This is a genomic window from Bradyrhizobium sp. Tv2a-2 (genome assembly GCF_000472425.1).
Taxonomy (GTDB): domain Bacteria; phylum Pseudomonadota; class Alphaproteobacteria; order Rhizobiales; family Xanthobacteraceae; genus Bradyrhizobium.
Map to the genome: position 1 here is coordinate 496,717 of NZ_AXAI01000001.1, position 15,067 is coordinate 511,783.

Sequence of the window (15,067 nt, forward strand, 5' to 3'; positions counted from 1 at the left end):
ACTTGGAGCCGGTAAATTGGTCTCAAACCGTCCGAGCTTCGCGCCAATTCAAATTACATTGGAGCGCGAGGCGCGGCAAAAACCGGGCAAATCGCGCGCGGCATCAATACGTGAGCACCGGATGATCGCTATAGAGATCATGCGCGGTCTTCCTCCTCAGCAGCATCGCGAGATCAGGTGCGAGTTTAGTGCCGCGAAACGGTCCAGACCAACTCTCCTGTACCAGGACTGGTTGGTCAAACACCTTACCGAGATTGGGCTTCTAGAAAAGCCGTGAGCACGCCAAGCAAGCCGCCATCCTAGCAACGTCAAACGGGATGGCCCGTCCCGTGACTGATGCCAGCGTCGTCAATTTCCTTGCCGGGTGAGTTTTTGAGAAAGTTCGTATAGCGGTCTGAGGCCTTCTTCCTTGACCACCACCAGACAAAGATGCCCGCGAGGGCTGTCACCCACGGGAGATAAGTAAGCCCCGTTCCTTCTTTGGCCTTCTGCCATACCGGCAGCACTACCGTAAAGAAATGCAAAGCCAAAACTAAGAGGCCAACGCCAATAGCGAGAAATAGCTGGATTTCAAGATGCGTGATTAGTGCGCCAGCCCTCCTGTGTCGCCCAAAGTAGTAGTGTATCTCTCTAAGGTCTGATGGTCGCAAGAATTGGCGTTCAATGTTCGCAATGATTACCAGATTACGATTATACCAATAACCAGCGTCATAAACGTGAGCAATCAGCCAAGCGCACAACAGCAGGATTAGCGAACTGGCGATGTCCAACGACACCACCTTTTTCTCCACCAGCGCGAAAATCGCAAACGCACCGAACAACACGCCCACTGATTGCCAGACAACCACGATATGACGGTTTATGTCATTCATGAGCTGCCCGTACATTGCCAACAGGAAGTCGCGACGGGGTTTATCAGGATCAGTGTCGTCAGCCATCTCGTTTCACAATTGCTTTAGCGTGATAGGTGGCCCAGAGCGAAGTCATGTTTTTCAAAGAGGCCGCTAGACAGTTTCTGTACCCGCCAATGGGATGAGGCCGAAACATACGCCCATCGAAATAGTCACCGAAAGCAGCATCCAAGGTAAACCTGTTTGTGTCGAAGCTAAATACCGGCATCAGATCAGCCAACCTTCTTTGCACGTCTGGTCTTCCACCAAGCAAGTGAACCGGTCGTCGAAACGCCTTCGGTGAAAGTTTCGTTCCGCCGTACTTTGTCGGAACACTAAACCCAAGCAAAAACTCTGTAGGAATGCATTTGCACAGGCGCGCTTCTAGCAATGGGTCTTTCGGCACCACAACGACGTGGGTAGCAAATTCAAGCAGCCTATAGGCTTGGTCTACGATCCGCTTTAGGTCGCGACGCTCCTCGATATCCCGGGCCACCGTTATCAGAGGACGCGTCACCTCCGCCGCCGCAAGGTGTCGACGGAAGTCATAGCTCTTCCAATCTATGTCTAAAAATCCAAGTTTGGAGAAACGCTTGACGTCACGCAAATTAGTGTAGCGCGCGCCCGGCATCCAACCATGCTGCACAGCAATCTCTAAAACCGTCGCACTATGTGCAACGAATTTCAGAACGTTCCTTCGCCCCATTGAGGGAGAATGAGCGCGCCATGAGGCGATTTCAACCTAAAGTAAGCGAGATATTCATGTTATAAACTACGATTTTGCAGACTTTTTTGGGGGCCCGATTGTGGCCGCTATTTGCAGCAATTCATGCCTGTCGTCACAATTCTAGTGGGACTGAGGGGGGACCACCCATGTTTCAATTTCGCGACCTATTCCAATGGGATAGGTTTATCACGCCGACCATCATCAAGACGTTCTACTGGCTCGTCATTGCGCTGATCTGCCTGTTCGGCCTTTCAGGGATTTTCTCAGGCCTCGCCGCGATGGCGATCAGCCCGTTCGGCGGCTTTCTGGTGCTCTTGTCCTCGATCGCAAGCGTGCTCGTCGGCATCGTGTTCTCGCGGATCGTGGCGGAATTCATCCTGATCGTGTTCCGCATCAACGAGCATCTCGGCGCCATCCGCGACCAGGGCGGGATGCGGTGATGTAGCTTGTTCATTCCGGGGCGATGCGAAGCATCGAACCATGATGCGCGCTCGCACATCAAGGAATCTTGAGATTCCGGTTGAGCTTCTCCGAGGCGCCCGGAATGACGGCAACATTCAAGAGCGATAACGTCGAGATAGCCTACGTATTGAACCGGAAGTGCATCACGTCGCCGTCGGCGACGACGTACTCCTTGCCTTCCAGCCGCAGCTTGCCCGCGTCGCGCGCGCCGGCTTCGCCGTTGAACGCGACGTAGTCGCCATAGGCGATGGTCTCGGCGCGGATGAAGCCCTTTTCGAAATCGGTGTGGATTACGCCGGCCGCCCCCGGCGCCTTGGTGCCGCGATGGATAGTCCAGGCGCGGGCTTCCTTCGGACCGGCGGTAAAATAGGTAATGAGATCAAGCAGCTTGTAGCCGGCGCGGATCAGGCGATCGAGGCCGGCCTCCTCCAGGCCCAGCGTATCAAGAAAGTCGACACGCTCCTCGCGCGACAACGTTGCGATCTCCGACTCGATCTTCGCGGAGATCACGACCGCAACCGCCCCCTCCTTCGCCGCCTGCTCTTCGACGGATTTGGAGAACGAATTGCCTGTCGCCGCCGAGGCCTCCTCGACATTGCAGACATAGAGGACGGGCTTTGATGTGAGAAGCCCAAGCATGGCGAAATTGCGCTCCTCCTCCGCCTTGCGCTCGAGCAGGCGCGCCGGCTTGCCGTCACGGAGCAGTACCAGTGCGCGGTTGACGAGGTCGAGCTGCTCCTTGGCGTCCTTGTCGTTGCCCTTGGCCTTTTTTGCGAGATTGTCGACCCGCTTCTCCAGGCTGTCGAGATCGGCGAGCATCAGCTCGGTCTCGATGGTCTCGATATCGGCCAGCGGGGCGATCTTGCCCTCGACATGGGTGATGTCGGAATCCTCGAAGCAGCGCACCACATGCGCGATGGCATCGACCTCGCGGATATTGGCGAGGAACTGGTTGCCGAGGCCTTCGCCCTTGGACGCGCCGCGCACAAGGCCTGCGATATCGACGAAGGTCAGCCGCGTCGGAATGATCTGCGCCGACTTGGCGATGGCCGAGAGCTTGTCGAGTCGCGGATCGGGGACCGCGACCTCACCGACATTCGGCTCGATGGTGCAGAACGGATAATTCGCCGCCTGCGCCGCTGCCGTCTCGGTCAGCGCGTTGAACAGCGTCGACTTGCCGACATTGGGCAACCCGACGATACCGCATTTGAATCCCATCGTGTCCTCAAATTCCATTCTGGTCATGTCGGGATCTGACCCGGCCATGACGCCGCGGAGGCATTAGCCCTGCTTCTCTCCGCTCTCGCCCTTGTCGAAAAATCCCTTCGCCTGCATCGCCAGATGCACCTTGTTCTGGAACGTCGAGTCGCGCCCCGTCGCAATCAGGCCGGCATTATCCGCAACTGCCTCGCAGAGGGCCGCAACCCAGCCCATCTCGTCCTTGGCGAAGTCGGACAGCACGTGGCTGTGCACCAGCTCCTTGACGCCGGGATGACCAATACCGAGCCGCACCCTGCGGTACTCGTTGCCGATATGCGAGGTGACCGAGCGCAGGCCGTTGTGGCCGGCAATGCCGCCGCCGACCTTGACGCGGACCTTCGCCTGCGGAAGCTCGAGCTCGTCCTGGAATACCGTGACTTCGCCAGCGGCAAGCTTGAAGAAGTTCGCCGCCTCCTGCACCGCGCGCCCCGACTCGTTCATGTAGGTCGTGGGCTTGAGCAGGATCACGCGCTCATGGTCGATCGTACCTTCCGAGGTCTCGCCCTGGAAGCGGCGGCGCCATGGCGCGAAACCATGACGCCGCGCGATTTCGTCGACCGCGAGAAAACCGATATTGTGTCGGTTACGCGCGTATTTCGAGCCGGGGTTGCCGAGTCCGACGAAGAGCTGCATGACGCGGCATCCCGCGCCAGCTTACTTCTTCTTGTCGCCGCCACCGGCAGGCGCCTTGGCGCCCGCTGCCGGAGCAGCGGCACCGGCCGCCGGCGCAGCCGCCGCGGGTGCGGCAGCAGCAGGCGCAGCACCAGCCGCCGGGGCACCTGCAGCCGCGGCCGCAGCCGCCTTCTGCTCTTCGGCGTAACCGGACGGCGGCACGATGGTGACCAGCGTTGCGTCCTCGCGGCTCAGCGCCTTCACGCCCGTCGGCAGCTTGATATCGGACAGATGTAGCGAATAGCCGATCTCGAGCGCGCCGACATCGGCTTCGAGATATTGAGGGATGTTCTCGGCCGTGCATTCCAGGTCGATCGTGTGGGTGACGATGTTGACCGTGCCGCCGCGCTTCACGCCCGGAGAGGACTCCGCGCGCTGCACATGCAAGGGAACGCTGATGCGGATGGTCGCGCCTTCGCCGAGCCGCATGAAGTCGACATGGATCGGGAAGTCGCGCACCGGATCGAGGTGGAAGTCGCGTGGAATCACGCGGTGCTTCTTGCCCTCGAGATCGATGTCGTAAATCGTGGTGAGGAACCGGCCTGCCAGGATGCGCTGGCGCAGTTCGCGGTCTTCCACCGAGATCGGCAGCGGGGGCTGGTTGTTGCCATAGATCACTCCGGGAACTCTCCCGGCGCGACGCTCTGCCCGTGCGGCCCCCTTGCCGACTGACGGACGTGCGGTCGCCTTCAATTCCTTGACGGTCGCCATTGTCTTAAGTCCTTGTTTTTAAAAGCTAAAGGCCGCAATGCGGCCCGTTTTCCTGTCCGCTAGCATGCCTCCAGGGGTGCGGGGGCCGCGGACGTGGCGGGCTTTTAGCCGCAAAGCGGCGAAATGACAAGGAAATGAAGGGGATTTTTATGCGAGTGACCGACCCGCGTCATGCCGGGACCATGCGCAAGCAGCGAACCAGAACCCGAGATTCCGGGTCTGGTCCTTCGGACCACCTCGGACTGACCACAGGGAGCGCGTAAACCGCCTCAGCCGTCGGTCTTCAGCTGGCGGCGCTGGAGCTATTGGCGGACACGCCGAGCTTGGCCTCCAGTGCCAAAATCCGCGCCTTCAGCCCCTCGTTCTCTTCCCGCGCGATACGGGCCATCTCCTTGACCGCCTCGAACTCCTCGCGCTTGACCAGGTCGAGGTCGCGCAGGATTTTTTCGGCCTGGGCACGCCAGAGCGTATCGACCTCCTTTTTCATGCCCTGCGCCGCACCGGCGGCATCGTTCATCAGGCGGCCGATCTCGTCAAAAAAGCGGTTGGTGGTCTGGGTCATGAAACAACTCCGGTGGCCCGCGGTTTGCGCAACTGTCCTGCCGCACAGAATGGCGATAGACGCGGCGGCGTTCAAGACCCGCCCGCCCCCTCGCGACCTCTTGCCTTGTCACGCGGCGGTTTCGCTGTATTCGTATGAATAGCCTTGCGAATCCAACACAGACCGAAACGGCACCAGAAACGCCATGATCGACCAGCAGATCGACATCCCCACCAGGGACGGTCAGACCACGACCTTCATCACCCATCCCGAGCGCGGCGGCCCGTTTCCGGCGATCATCTTCTACATGGACGCGCCGGCCATCCGCGAAGAGCTGCGCGACATGGCGCGAAGGCTTGGCACATCAGGCTATTACGTGATGCTGCCGAACCTCTATTACCGCTCCGGCGTCATGGAAATCGGCCCGGTGCCGCCGGATCCGGACTCGCCTGGGCGAAAGCGTATGTACGAGTTGATGAACTCGATCGACATCCCGCTCGTCATGGAAGACACGCGCGCACTGCTCGCCCATGCCAGGACGCAAGCCGCGGCGCGCACCGACATCGTCGGCACCGTCGGCTACTGCATGAGCGGACGCTATGCGATCAACGCGGCGACGCATTTTGCTGACAGCGTCAAGGCCGCCGCCTCGATCTACGGCACGCATCTGGTCACCGACCAGCCGGACAGCCCGCACCTCGCGGCGCAAAAGACCAGGGCGGAACTCTATTTTGCCTGCGCCGAGACCGACATCTACGCGCCGATGGACATCATCAAGAAGGTGAAGGACAGCATGACAGGCGCCAATGCCGAGGTCGAAATCTATCCCGGCACCCATCACGGCTTCGCTTTTCCCAAGCGCCCCGTCTATCACCGCGACGCGGCCGAACGGCACTGGGAACGGCTGCTCGCGCTCTATCGCAGCAACCTCTCAGGCATCGCCGCTTGATGTCCTTCCTGCTGATCAAATTTCCGGTCTTCGACCCGATCGCGATCTCGCTTGGACCGTTCGCGATCCGCTGGTACGCGCTCGCCTATATCGGCGGCATCGTACTCGGCTGGATCTATGCGCGCTCGCTTCTGAAGAATGAGAGATTGTGGGGCGGCCCGGCGCCGATCTCCGTTGTCCAGCTCGACGATTTCATTCTCTGGGTCACGATCGGCATCATCCTCGGCGGCCGCACCGGCTACGTGCTGTTCTACAACCTGCCCTTCTTCATCCAGCACCCCCTGGAGATTTTCGAACTCTGGAAAGGCGGCATGTCCTTCCACGGCGGCTTCATGGGCTGCGTGATCGCTGTGATCTGGTTCGCGCGCGTAAACAACGTCCCGATCCTCTCGCTCGGCGACATCACCACCGCCGTCGGCCCGATCGGCCTGTTCCTCGGCCGCATCGCCAATTTCATCAACGGCGAATTATGGGGCCGCGCGGCCGACGCCGATCTGCCCTGGGCGATGATCTTCCCCAACGATGTCTTGCATCTGCCGCGGCACCCGAGCCAGCTCTATGAAGCGGGTATGGAAGGCATTCTGCTGTTCACAGTGCTGGCGGTGATGATTCGCTTCGGCGCCCTGAAGCGGCCGGGGCTGATCCTCGGCTCCTTCATCACCATCTACGGCCTTGCGCGGATCACCGGGGAGCATTTCCGGGAGCCGGACCCGCAGCTCGGCTTTTTGTGGGGTGGTTTGACCATGGGAATGCTCTTGTCGGTGCCCATGGTCATTGCAGGCATTATTATCATAGTGAGGGCGCTGCGGCGTAAGACGCCACAGGCCCAGTCAGTTAGCTAATTCCTTTTTCAAAAGCGTTGAGGCCCGTGACCGAATTTTCGCCGCTCCTGTCAGAGATCAAGCGACTGATCAGATCCTCCGGCCCGATGCCGGTCTGGCGCTACATGGAACTGTGCCTGATGCACCCGACGCTGGGCTATTACGTCTCACGCGATCCGCTCGGCCGCGAAGGCGACTTCACCACCGCGCCGGAAGTCAGCCAGATGTTCGGCGAGCTCCTGGGCCTCTGGGCAGCCTCCGTGTGGAAATCGATGGGCTCGCCGGCCGCATTCCATCTGGTCGAGATCGGCCCGGGCCGCGGCACGATGATGGCGGATGCCTTGCGCGCGCTTCGCGTGGTGCCGCCGCTGTACCAGACCTTGAACGTACACCTGGTCGAGATCAATCCGGTCTTGCGCGAGAAGCAGCGAACGACGTTGACCGGCATGCGCAATATCAGCTGGCACGACAATATCGACGAAATCCCGGAAGGTCCGGTCATCATTCTCGCCAATGAATATTTCGACGTGCTGCCGATCCACCAGGCGATCAAGGGCGAGAATGGCTGGCACGAGCGCGTCATTGAACTCGATGGCGAGGGCTTACTCGAATTCGGCGCCAGCGCCGAACCAATCCCGCGTTTCGACGTGCTGCTGCCACCTTTGGTCCGCGCAGCTCCCATTGGCGCCGTCTTCGAATGGCGGCCGGATGCGGAGATGATGAAGATCGCCCGCCGCTTGCGCGAGCAGGGCGGCGCGGCGCTGATCATCGATTACGGCCATTTGCGCAGCGACGCCGGCGACACGTTCCAGGCCATCGCCCGTCACAGCTTCACTGATCCCCTGAAGACGCCGGGACTGGCCGACGTCACCGCCCATGTCGATTTCCAGGCGCTGGCACACGCTGCCGAAGATGTCGGCGCGCGCGTGCACGGCCCGGTGACGCAAGGCGAGTTCCTGAAGAGGATTGGCATCGAGACCCGCGCGGTGACCCTGATGGCCAAGGCTTCGCCTGAAGTATCCGAGGACATTTCCTCCGCGCTGAAGCGGCTCGTCGGCGGCGGCCCTGGCGGCATGGGGATGATGTTCAAGGTGCTGGGCGTGTCGGCCCCCGATATCCCGGCCCTTCCGGGCTTGAGCGACGAGCAACCTGCCGCATCATCATGATCCTCGCATCCCCCCTGCTCTCGGCCATCCCCGGCCTGCGCCACGCCTTCTTCACCCGCGAGGGCGGCGCCTCCAGCGGCATCTATGAAAGCCTCAATGGCGGCCTCGGCTCCAATGACGATCCCGCAATCGTTGCGGAAAATCGCCGTCGCATGGCCGAGCAGATGGGGGTGACAGCCGATCGCCTGATCAACGCCCACCAGGTCCACTCGCCGGATGCGGTGGTCGCAACTGGACCGTGGGAGACGAGCACAAGACCGAAGGCCGATGCCGTCGTGACGTCGACACCCAATCTCGCGATCGGTATCACTACGGCCGATTGCGGGCCAATTCTGTTCGTCGATCCACATGCGCGCGTGATCGGTGCGTCGCATGCCGGCTGGAAAGGCGCGCTCACCGGCATCCTTGAGTCGACCATTGCGGCGATGGAGAGATTGGGGGCAGACCGCGGCGGCATCGTCGCCGCGATCGGCCCCCTGATTCGCCAGCCGAGCTATGAGGTGGGCGGCGAGTTCGTCGAACGTTTTCTCGATGCGGACGCGAACAACGCCGTGTTCTTCATTCCCTCGGAGCGCGAGGGCCACGCGATGTTCGATCTCGCCGGCTTCATCCGCATGCGGCTGGAGAATGCCGGCATCCTGATGATCGACGATCTCGGCGTCGATACCTATTCCGACGAGCGCTGCTTCAGCTATCGCCGTTCGGTGCACCGCAAGGAGCCGGACTACGGCCGCCACATCCATGCGATTGCGCTGGAATCGTGACCGGGGATGTTGAAGGGGCCTGTCCCCGGTGTGTTCCTCCTGCCCTAGACGTTAATCGATTTTAACGATATCGCTGCCCTCAATGAGGGAAGCGTCAAATCACTGGAAGCGGGCCAGCCACGGATCTTTGCGCGCCGGTGTCGCTGCGCTGTTACTGGTTACCGCCGGCACGCTTGCCGGTTGCGCCGGAAGCGGGGCAGCAAGCGGCGCCTATGCCATGGCTTCCGCGACAGATACCCCCACCATCGCCTTTGAATCGATCGACGGCCCGCCGCCCCAGGTGTTCGATCGCATGGTCGGTGTGCTCGACTCAGAGAGCAAGCTGCGTAATCTCTCCATCGTGTCGCGTGAAGGCCAGGCCGCCTATCGCGTCCGCGGCTACCTTGCGGCACAGGTGGTCAAGGGACGTACCGTGGTCGCCTGGGTGTGGGACGTCTATGACCGCGACCAGCAGCGCACGCTGCGACTGTCCGGCGAGGAGCCGACGGGCAAGGCCGGACGCGACGCCTGGGCCACCGTCGACGATCTGGTGTTGCGCAAGATCGCGCAAGCCGGCTTTTCCGGCCTCACCGGCATGGTAGGCGGAACGCCGCAGGATGCCACCCCGCCCATAGCGCCCGGATCCGACAAAACCGGGCCCGCGGTCGCCGACGCGAGACCAGCTCCAGCTCCAGGCAATGACGGTATCACCGCGCTCGGCTATACCGACCATTAGTCAAATCTCGGACGGAATAGGTATTTTTGCCCGGGAAAACCGGGCTCGCGGGTTGCCAGCCGCCGTAACTCCCTGATATTCCGTGCCCCATCGCAATTAGCCGGTTCCACGGGGAAACCCGATATGCTCAACGTTATCTCCAGCAAGCCGCGAGGAGAAACCTCGATGTCGGCCAAAAACGGCTCCATCAAGCTGATCGCCGGCAACTCCAACCCGGTGCTCGCGAAGGCGATTGCCGACGGGCTTGGCCTTAACTTGACCAAGGGTGTCGTCCGGCGCTTCGCCGACATGGAGATCTTCGTCGAGATCCAGGAAAACGTCCGCGGCTCCGACGCATTCATCCTGCAATCGACGTCGTATCCGGCCAACGACCATCTGATGGAGTTGTTGATCATCACTGACGCGCTGCGCCGCTCGTCCGCGCGCCGCATCACTGCCGTCATCCCCTATTTCGGCTACGCGCGGCAGGACCGGCGTTCCGGCTCGCGCACGCCGATCTCGGCCAAGCTGGTCGCCAATCTGATCACCCAAGCCGGCGTCGATCGGGTCATGACGCTCGACCTGCATGCCGGCCAGATTCAGGGCTTCTTTGACATCCCGACCGACAATCTCTTCGCTTCGCCCGTGATGGTGCGCGATATCAAGGGTCGCTTCGATCTCGCCAATGTCATGGTGGTCTCGCCCGACGTCGGCGGCGTGGTGCGTGCCCGCGGGCTTGCCAAGCGCATCAACACCCCGCTTGCCATCATCGACAAGCGCCGCGAGCGGCCCGGCGAGTCCGAGGTGATGAATGTGATCGGCGACGTCGCCGGCTACACCTGCATCCTGGTCGACGACATCGTCGATTCCGGCGGCACGCTGGTGAACGCAGCCGACGCCCTGCTCACGCACGGCGCCAAGGACGTCTACGCCTACATCACCCACGGCGTGCTATCGGGCGGCGCGGTGACGCGTGTCACCTCCTCGCGACTCAAGGAATTGGTCATCACCGACTCCATCCAGCCGACGGAAGCGGTGCGCAGCGCGCCCAACATTCGCACGCTCTCGATCGCCGACCTGATCGCCGAAGCGATCGGCCGCACCGCGGCGGAAGAGTCGGTGTCGAGCCTGTTCGACTGATGTCGTCGTCCTGGACGATGGCCGCGACGGCGACCAAAGTACACTGATCTCCTCCGCAAAAGCCCTAGTCGTCGCGACCTCCACCACGCTACAGTCCTCCTCATAAAAACAAATCGAGGGAGGAGACGATGGCGGACAACCGCATTTCCCGCCGTGCCGTATTGGCCGGCGCGGCAGCGACCGGCGCGCTCGGGGTGACCGGATTTCCGGCGCGCGCGGCCGAGCCGCAGTGGAAGAAATATGCCGGCACCAGGCTCGAGGTGATCCTCGCCAAGGGGCCGCGCGGCGACAATCTGCAGAAGTACATCAAGGAATTTACCGAGCTCACCGGTATCGAGGTGGAGTCGGAACAGATCCCCGAGCAGCAGCAGCGGCAGAAGGCGGTGATCGAGCTCGCCTCCGGCAAGCCGAGCTTCGACGTGGTCCATCTGAGCTACCACGTGCAGAAGCGGCAGTTCGAGAAAGCCGGCTGGCTCGCCGACCTCACCGACTACATGAAGGACCCGACGCTGACCGCGCCAGACCTCGTCGAGAGCGATTTCTCTGCCGCTGGCCTCACTTACGCCAAGGACGACAAGGGCCGGATGCTGTCGCTGCCATGGTCGGTTGACTACTTCATCCTCTACTACAACAAGGCGATGTTCGCCGAGAAAGGCGTCGCGGTGCCGAGGACGCTCGACGAGATGGTCGAGGCCGCGGACAAGCTCACCGATCCCAAGAAGGGCACCTTCGGCTTTGTCGGGCGCGGCCTGCGCAACGCCAACATGACGTTGTGGACTAATTTCTACCTCGACTATGGCGGCGAGTTTCTTGACGCCAAGGGCAACATCCTGACCGACGGCCCCGAGGCGATCGAGGCCACAAAACTCTATCAAAGGCTCCTGACCAAATATTCGCCGCCCGGCGTCGCCGGCTTCAATTGGATGGAGTCGATGGCCTCCTTCACGCAGGGACGCTCGGCGATGTGGATCGACGGCGTCGGCTGGGCGCCGCCGCTGGAAGATCCGAACGCCTCCCGCGTCGTCGGCAAGGTCGGCTACACCGTCGTTCCGGCAGGTCCCAAGGGCCAATACTCCGCCACTTACGGCGACGGCATCGGCGTTGCGGCAGCGAGCAAGAACAAGGAAGCGGCCTACCTGCTCTGCCAATGGGTGGTGTCGAAGAAGCAGGGCTCGCGGCTGCTGCAGGCCGGCGGCGGCGTGCCGTTCCGCAACTCGGTGCTCAACGACCCCGAGGTGCAGGCTGGCGTCAAGCTGCCGAAGGAATGGCTGCAGTCGGCGATTGACTCCGCCAAGATCAGCAAGCTTGGGCTGCCCGTCGTGATCCCCGTCGCCGAATTCCGCGACATCGTCGGCGCCGCGCTGACCGCGACATTATCGGGCGCCGATCCCGCGACCGAACTAAAAAAGGCGCACGAGCAATATCGCCCGATCCTGGAGCGCAGCGAGAAGGCGTGACCACCATCAGCCAAGCAAATCCGGCGGCGGCCGAGACCGAGCCGCTGCCGGAACAGCAGTTGCGGCCGCGGTCCTATTGGCCGTTCGTGCTGCCGGCACTGATCGTCGTGCTGGCGGTGATCGTGTTTCCCTGGGTGTTCACGATCTGGATGAGCCTCAACGAATGGAAGGTCGGCTCATCCACTGCCTTTGTCGGGCTCGCCAATTACCTGCGGCTGCCGACCGACCCGCGCTTCATTGAGGCGATAGGGCATACACTCCTCTACACCGTGCTCTCGGTCGTGTTTCCCGTGATCTTCGGCACGCTGGCAGCCGTGGTCTTCCATGCCCAATTCCCGTTCCGCGGCTTCCTGCGCGCCGTCTTCATCATGCCGATGATGGCAACGCCCGTAGCGGTTGCGCTGGTCTGGACCATGATGTTCCACCCGCAGCTCGGCGTGTTGAACTACCTGCTCTCGCTGGTCGGCATCCCGCCGCAGCTGTGGGTCTTCCATCCCGCGACCGTGATCCCATCGCTGGTGCTGGTCGAGACCTGGCACTGGACGCCGCTCGTGATGCTGATCGTGCTCGGCGGAATCGCCGCCATACCGACCGAGCCATATGAGAGTGCGAAGATCGACGGCGCCACCCACTGGCAGATGTTCCGCTACATCACCCTGCCCTTGATTGCGCCGTTCCTGTTTATCGCAGCGATGATCCGCACCATCGATGCGGTCAAGAGCTTCGATACCATCTTCGCAATCACGCAAGGCGGCCCTGGCTCGGCGTCGGAAACCATCAACCTCTATCTCTACAGCGTCGCCTTCGTCTATTACGACCTCGGCTATGGCTCGGCGATCGCGGTGGTCTTCTTCGCGTTGATTGTCGTGCTCGCGGCCGTGCTGCTTTATTTGCGCCAGCGCACGCTGTGGACCGAGATCGGAGGCGGCGCATGAGCGTGCGTCAGCTGCTCGGCAAGATCGGGCTCGCATTCGCGGTGTTGGTCATCGTCTCGCCGGCGATCCTGTTCTTTCTCTGGATGGCCTCGCTATCGGTGAAATTCGAGATCGACAACGCTGCCTATCCGCCGGTGTTCATCCCCGAGCACTTCGCCTGGAAGAACTACACCGACGTGCTCTCCTCCAACCGCTTCGTCACCTATTTCTTCAACAGCCTGATCGTCACAGGGTCCGCGACCGCGCTCGCGATGCTGGTCGGCGTGCCCGCGGGTTATGGCATTGCGCGGATGGCGGCGCACAGATCGGCAATCGTGATCCTGATCGCGCGCATCACGCCGGGTCTGTCCTATCTCATTCCGCTGTTCCTGATGTTCCAATGGCTCGGCCTGCTCGGCACGCTGGTGCCGCAGATCATCATTCACCTGGTCATCACGGTGCCGATCGTGATCTGGATCATGATCGGCTATTTCGAGACCACGCCGCTGGAACTCGAGGAAGCTGCGACCATCGATGGTGCCACGCGCTGGCAGGTATTCCGCCATGTCGCGCTGCCGGTCGCACGACCTGGACTTGCGGTAGCGTTCATCCTCGCAGTCATTTTCTCCTGGAACAATTTTGTGTTCGGCATCGTGCTTGCCGGCCGCGAGACGCGCACGCTGCCGGTTGCCGTCTACAACATGATTTCCTTCGATCAACTGAGCTGGGGCCCTCTTGCCGCCGCCGCGCTGATCGTCACCTTCCCGGTGTTGCTGCTGACGGTGTTCGCGCAGCGGCAGATTGTTGCGGGACTGACCGCCGGCGCCGTCAAGGGTGGATAAACGATACCCACCCCGGTCGGATGGGGTGGGTGTTCCGGTCGCCATGCGTATCTATTCGGCGCAAGCGCATGTCAACGGAAGCCGCGGCTTGTCCGGGGCTTCCGTTGATCCGATCGCAATCAGGATCGAGCGATGATGCGCCACCTGAAAGACGCGACCACTCTCAAACCCTCGACGCGCCTCAATACGGATATTGACCCGGGCAAACCAAATTGCCGTAGGTGTCGCGATAGCACTGGTTGTTGTAGTAGCCGTACGCGCCATAGGCACCGGCCGCCGCGGCTCCGACGGCTGCGGCTCCGACCGCCGCGCCCCGCCAAGCGCCATAGCGGTAGCCAGCGCCCGCATAACGATAGGCTCCTCCACGCACCGCCGCTCGCGCGGCGGGACGGTATCCGTAACCGCGGCCGCCAACAGCGGCATAACGTCCACCGCCAACGCCGCCGCGGTAACCGCCAGCGAAGCGCGCGCCTCCATGGTATCCACCAGCTCGCATCCCTCCGCCGTGGAAGCCGCCGCCGCGGAAGCCACCACCGCCTCGGCCACCGCCGCGGGCGAACGCGTCATCGGGAATCAGACTTGCGCAAACCAGCACAAGCACTGCCAGAACAACCAAGACATAACGCTGCATGGCATCTCCTCCTCGTGGCTCGGGATGCCGGGCCTCATTGGCTCAGTGTCGCTACCTGCAACGACGCTGGTACTCTTCGGCGTTACCGTGCCGAACTCGCAAGCAAACAGCACCCGACCATATGTGTGTTAGGTGCTGTAACGACATCCACGATTTGACTTAGATCAAAGCGAGGCACGATTTAACCGGTTTCGCATCGCAGTCGTCGCGATCGACATCGCCCGCAACACGGCAGAACGAACTGATACCGAAATCGTCGTCGGCACGTCTTCGGCCAATGATGTCCTGATGCCGCGGTTAGACATATTCTTTCGCGGCGCGATAGGCGCGATCGTGATGAGATTTGATTGCAAGCTGTTCATCACAAAAGCTTTTCGCGTCCATTCGTTTTTTGTGCGGCCTTTGCTTTCCACCGACTCCGCTCCG

18 protein-coding genes are annotated in these 15,067 nt (G+C 61.6%); 10 read left to right on the forward strand and 8 right to left on the reverse strand.

All coding sequences use genetic code 11. The annotated features are described in order from the left end of the window. Positions 1 to 308: 308 nt before the first annotated feature. Both A3AI_RS0102430 and A3AI_RS0102435 read right to left on the reverse strand, forming a co-directional pair. Positions 309 to 938, reverse strand: coding sequence for a hypothetical protein (locus A3AI_RS0102430; RefSeq protein ID WP_024514040.1), 630 nt, complete (start codon positions 936 to 938; stop codon positions 309 to 311). After that, positions 931 to 1,596, reverse strand: coding sequence for a DUF6610 family protein (locus A3AI_RS0102435; RefSeq protein WP_024514041.1), 666 nt, complete (start codon positions 1,594 to 1,596; stop codon positions 931 to 933). The genes A3AI_RS0102430 and A3AI_RS0102435 overlap by 8 nt, the downstream gene beginning before the upstream one ends. Before the next feature lie 167 nt (positions 1,597 to 1,763). On the opposite strand from A3AI_RS0102435, the gene A3AI_RS0102440 reads away from it, so the two are divergent. Continuing rightward, positions 1,764 to 2,057: a DUF4282 domain-containing protein gene (locus A3AI_RS0102440; protein ID WP_024514042.1), complete on the forward strand. Its 294-nt coding sequence runs from the start codon at positions 1,764 to 1,766 to the stop codon at positions 2,055 to 2,057. Positions 2,058 to 2,199: 142 nt separating this feature from the next. Here the strand turns inward: A3AI_RS0102440 and ychF are convergent, their stop codons facing one another. The 4 genes from ychF to A3AI_RS0102460 form a co-directional block, all read right to left on the reverse strand. Next, positions 2,200 to 3,297, reverse strand: coding sequence for a redox-regulated ATPase YchF (ychF, locus tag A3AI_RS0102445; protein WP_024514043.1), 1,098 nt, complete (start codon positions 3,295 to 3,297; stop codon positions 2,200 to 2,202). 63 nt (positions 3,298 to 3,360) lie between these two features. After that, positions 3,361 to 3,972 (reverse strand): aminoacyl-tRNA hydrolase, encoded by a 612-nt coding sequence (pth, locus tag A3AI_RS0102450; RefSeq protein WP_024514044.1) that lies wholly within the window; start codon positions 3,970 to 3,972, stop codon positions 3,361 to 3,363. A gap of 21 nt (positions 3,973 to 3,993) precedes the next feature. Beyond that, entirely contained in the window at positions 3,994 to 4,722 is a 729-nt protein-coding gene (locus A3AI_RS0102455; protein WP_024514045.1) for a 50S ribosomal protein L25/general stress protein Ctc, read from the reverse strand. Positions 4,723 to 5,005: 283 nt separating this feature from the next. Beyond that, entirely contained in the window at positions 5,006 to 5,284 is a 279-nt protein-coding gene (locus A3AI_RS0102460) for an accessory factor UbiK family protein (protein WP_024514046.1), read from the reverse strand. Positions 5,285 to 5,468: 184 nt separating this feature from the next. Here A3AI_RS0102460 and A3AI_RS0102465 point away from each other — a divergent pair, with 184 nt between their 5' ends. The 9 genes from A3AI_RS0102465 to A3AI_RS0102505 all read left to right on the forward strand — a co-directional run bounded on the left by A3AI_RS0102465 (position 5,469) and on the right by A3AI_RS0102505 (position 14,010). After that, positions 5,469 to 6,212 (forward strand): dienelactone hydrolase family protein, encoded by a 744-nt coding sequence (locus A3AI_RS0102465; RefSeq protein ID WP_024514047.1) that lies wholly within the window; start codon positions 5,469 to 5,471, stop codon positions 6,210 to 6,212. Then, a complete protein-coding gene (gene lgt, locus A3AI_RS0102470) occupies positions 6,212 to 7,054 on the forward strand; it encodes a prolipoprotein diacylglyceryl transferase (RefSeq protein ID WP_024514048.1) in 843 nt (280 codons plus the stop codon). Before A3AI_RS0102465 ends, lgt begins: the two co-directional genes overlap by 1 nt. Positions 7,055 to 7,080: 26 nt before the next feature. Continuing rightward, positions 7,081 to 8,199 (forward strand): class I SAM-dependent methyltransferase, encoded by a 1,119-nt coding sequence (locus tag A3AI_RS0102475; RefSeq protein ID WP_024514049.1) that lies wholly within the window; start codon positions 7,081 to 7,083, stop codon positions 8,197 to 8,199. Continuing rightward, on the forward strand, positions 8,196 to 8,963 hold the full coding sequence (gene pgeF / locus A3AI_RS0102480) for a peptidoglycan editing factor PgeF (RefSeq protein ID WP_024514050.1): 768 nt from the start codon (positions 8,196 to 8,198) through the stop codon (positions 8,961 to 8,963). The genes A3AI_RS0102475 and pgeF overlap by 4 nt, the downstream gene beginning before the upstream one ends. An 82-nt stretch (positions 8,964 to 9,045) precedes the next feature. Then, positions 9,046 to 9,678 (forward strand): hypothetical protein, encoded by a 633-nt coding sequence (locus tag A3AI_RS0102485; protein WP_024514051.1) that lies wholly within the window; start codon positions 9,046 to 9,048, stop codon positions 9,676 to 9,678. A 165-nt stretch (positions 9,679 to 9,843) separates the two neighbouring features. Continuing rightward, a complete protein-coding gene (locus A3AI_RS0102490) occupies positions 9,844 to 10,797 on the forward strand; it encodes a ribose-phosphate pyrophosphokinase (RefSeq protein WP_024514052.1) in 954 nt (317 codons plus the stop codon). A 128-nt stretch (positions 10,798 to 10,925) separates the two neighbouring features. Then, a complete protein-coding gene (locus A3AI_RS0102495) occupies positions 10,926 to 12,254 on the forward strand; it encodes an ABC transporter substrate-binding protein (RefSeq protein WP_024514053.1) in 1,329 nt (442 codons plus the stop codon). Positions 12,255 to 12,259: 5 nt separating this feature from the next. Next, positions 12,260 to 13,189: a carbohydrate ABC transporter permease gene (locus tag A3AI_RS0102500; protein WP_502685724.1), complete on the forward strand. Its 930-nt coding sequence runs from the start codon at positions 12,260 to 12,262 to the stop codon at positions 13,187 to 13,189. Beyond that, entirely contained in the window at positions 13,186 to 14,010 is an 825-nt protein-coding gene (locus A3AI_RS0102505; protein WP_024514055.1) for a carbohydrate ABC transporter permease, read from the forward strand. Before A3AI_RS0102500 ends, A3AI_RS0102505 begins: the two co-directional genes overlap by 4 nt. A gap of 181 nt (positions 14,011 to 14,191) precedes the next feature. On the opposite strand, the gene A3AI_RS42035 is transcribed toward A3AI_RS0102505, so the two are convergent. Next, positions 14,192 to 14,641, reverse strand: coding sequence for a hypothetical protein (locus A3AI_RS42035; protein WP_036047288.1), 450 nt, complete (start codon positions 14,639 to 14,641; stop codon positions 14,192 to 14,194). 164 nt (positions 14,642 to 14,805) lie between these two features. Next, positions 14,806 to 15,054: a hypothetical protein gene (locus A3AI_RS47180; protein WP_156927602.1), complete on the reverse strand. Its 249-nt coding sequence runs from the start codon at positions 15,052 to 15,054 to the stop codon at positions 14,806 to 14,808. Between the last annotated feature and the right edge of the window lie 13 nt (positions 15,055 to 15,067).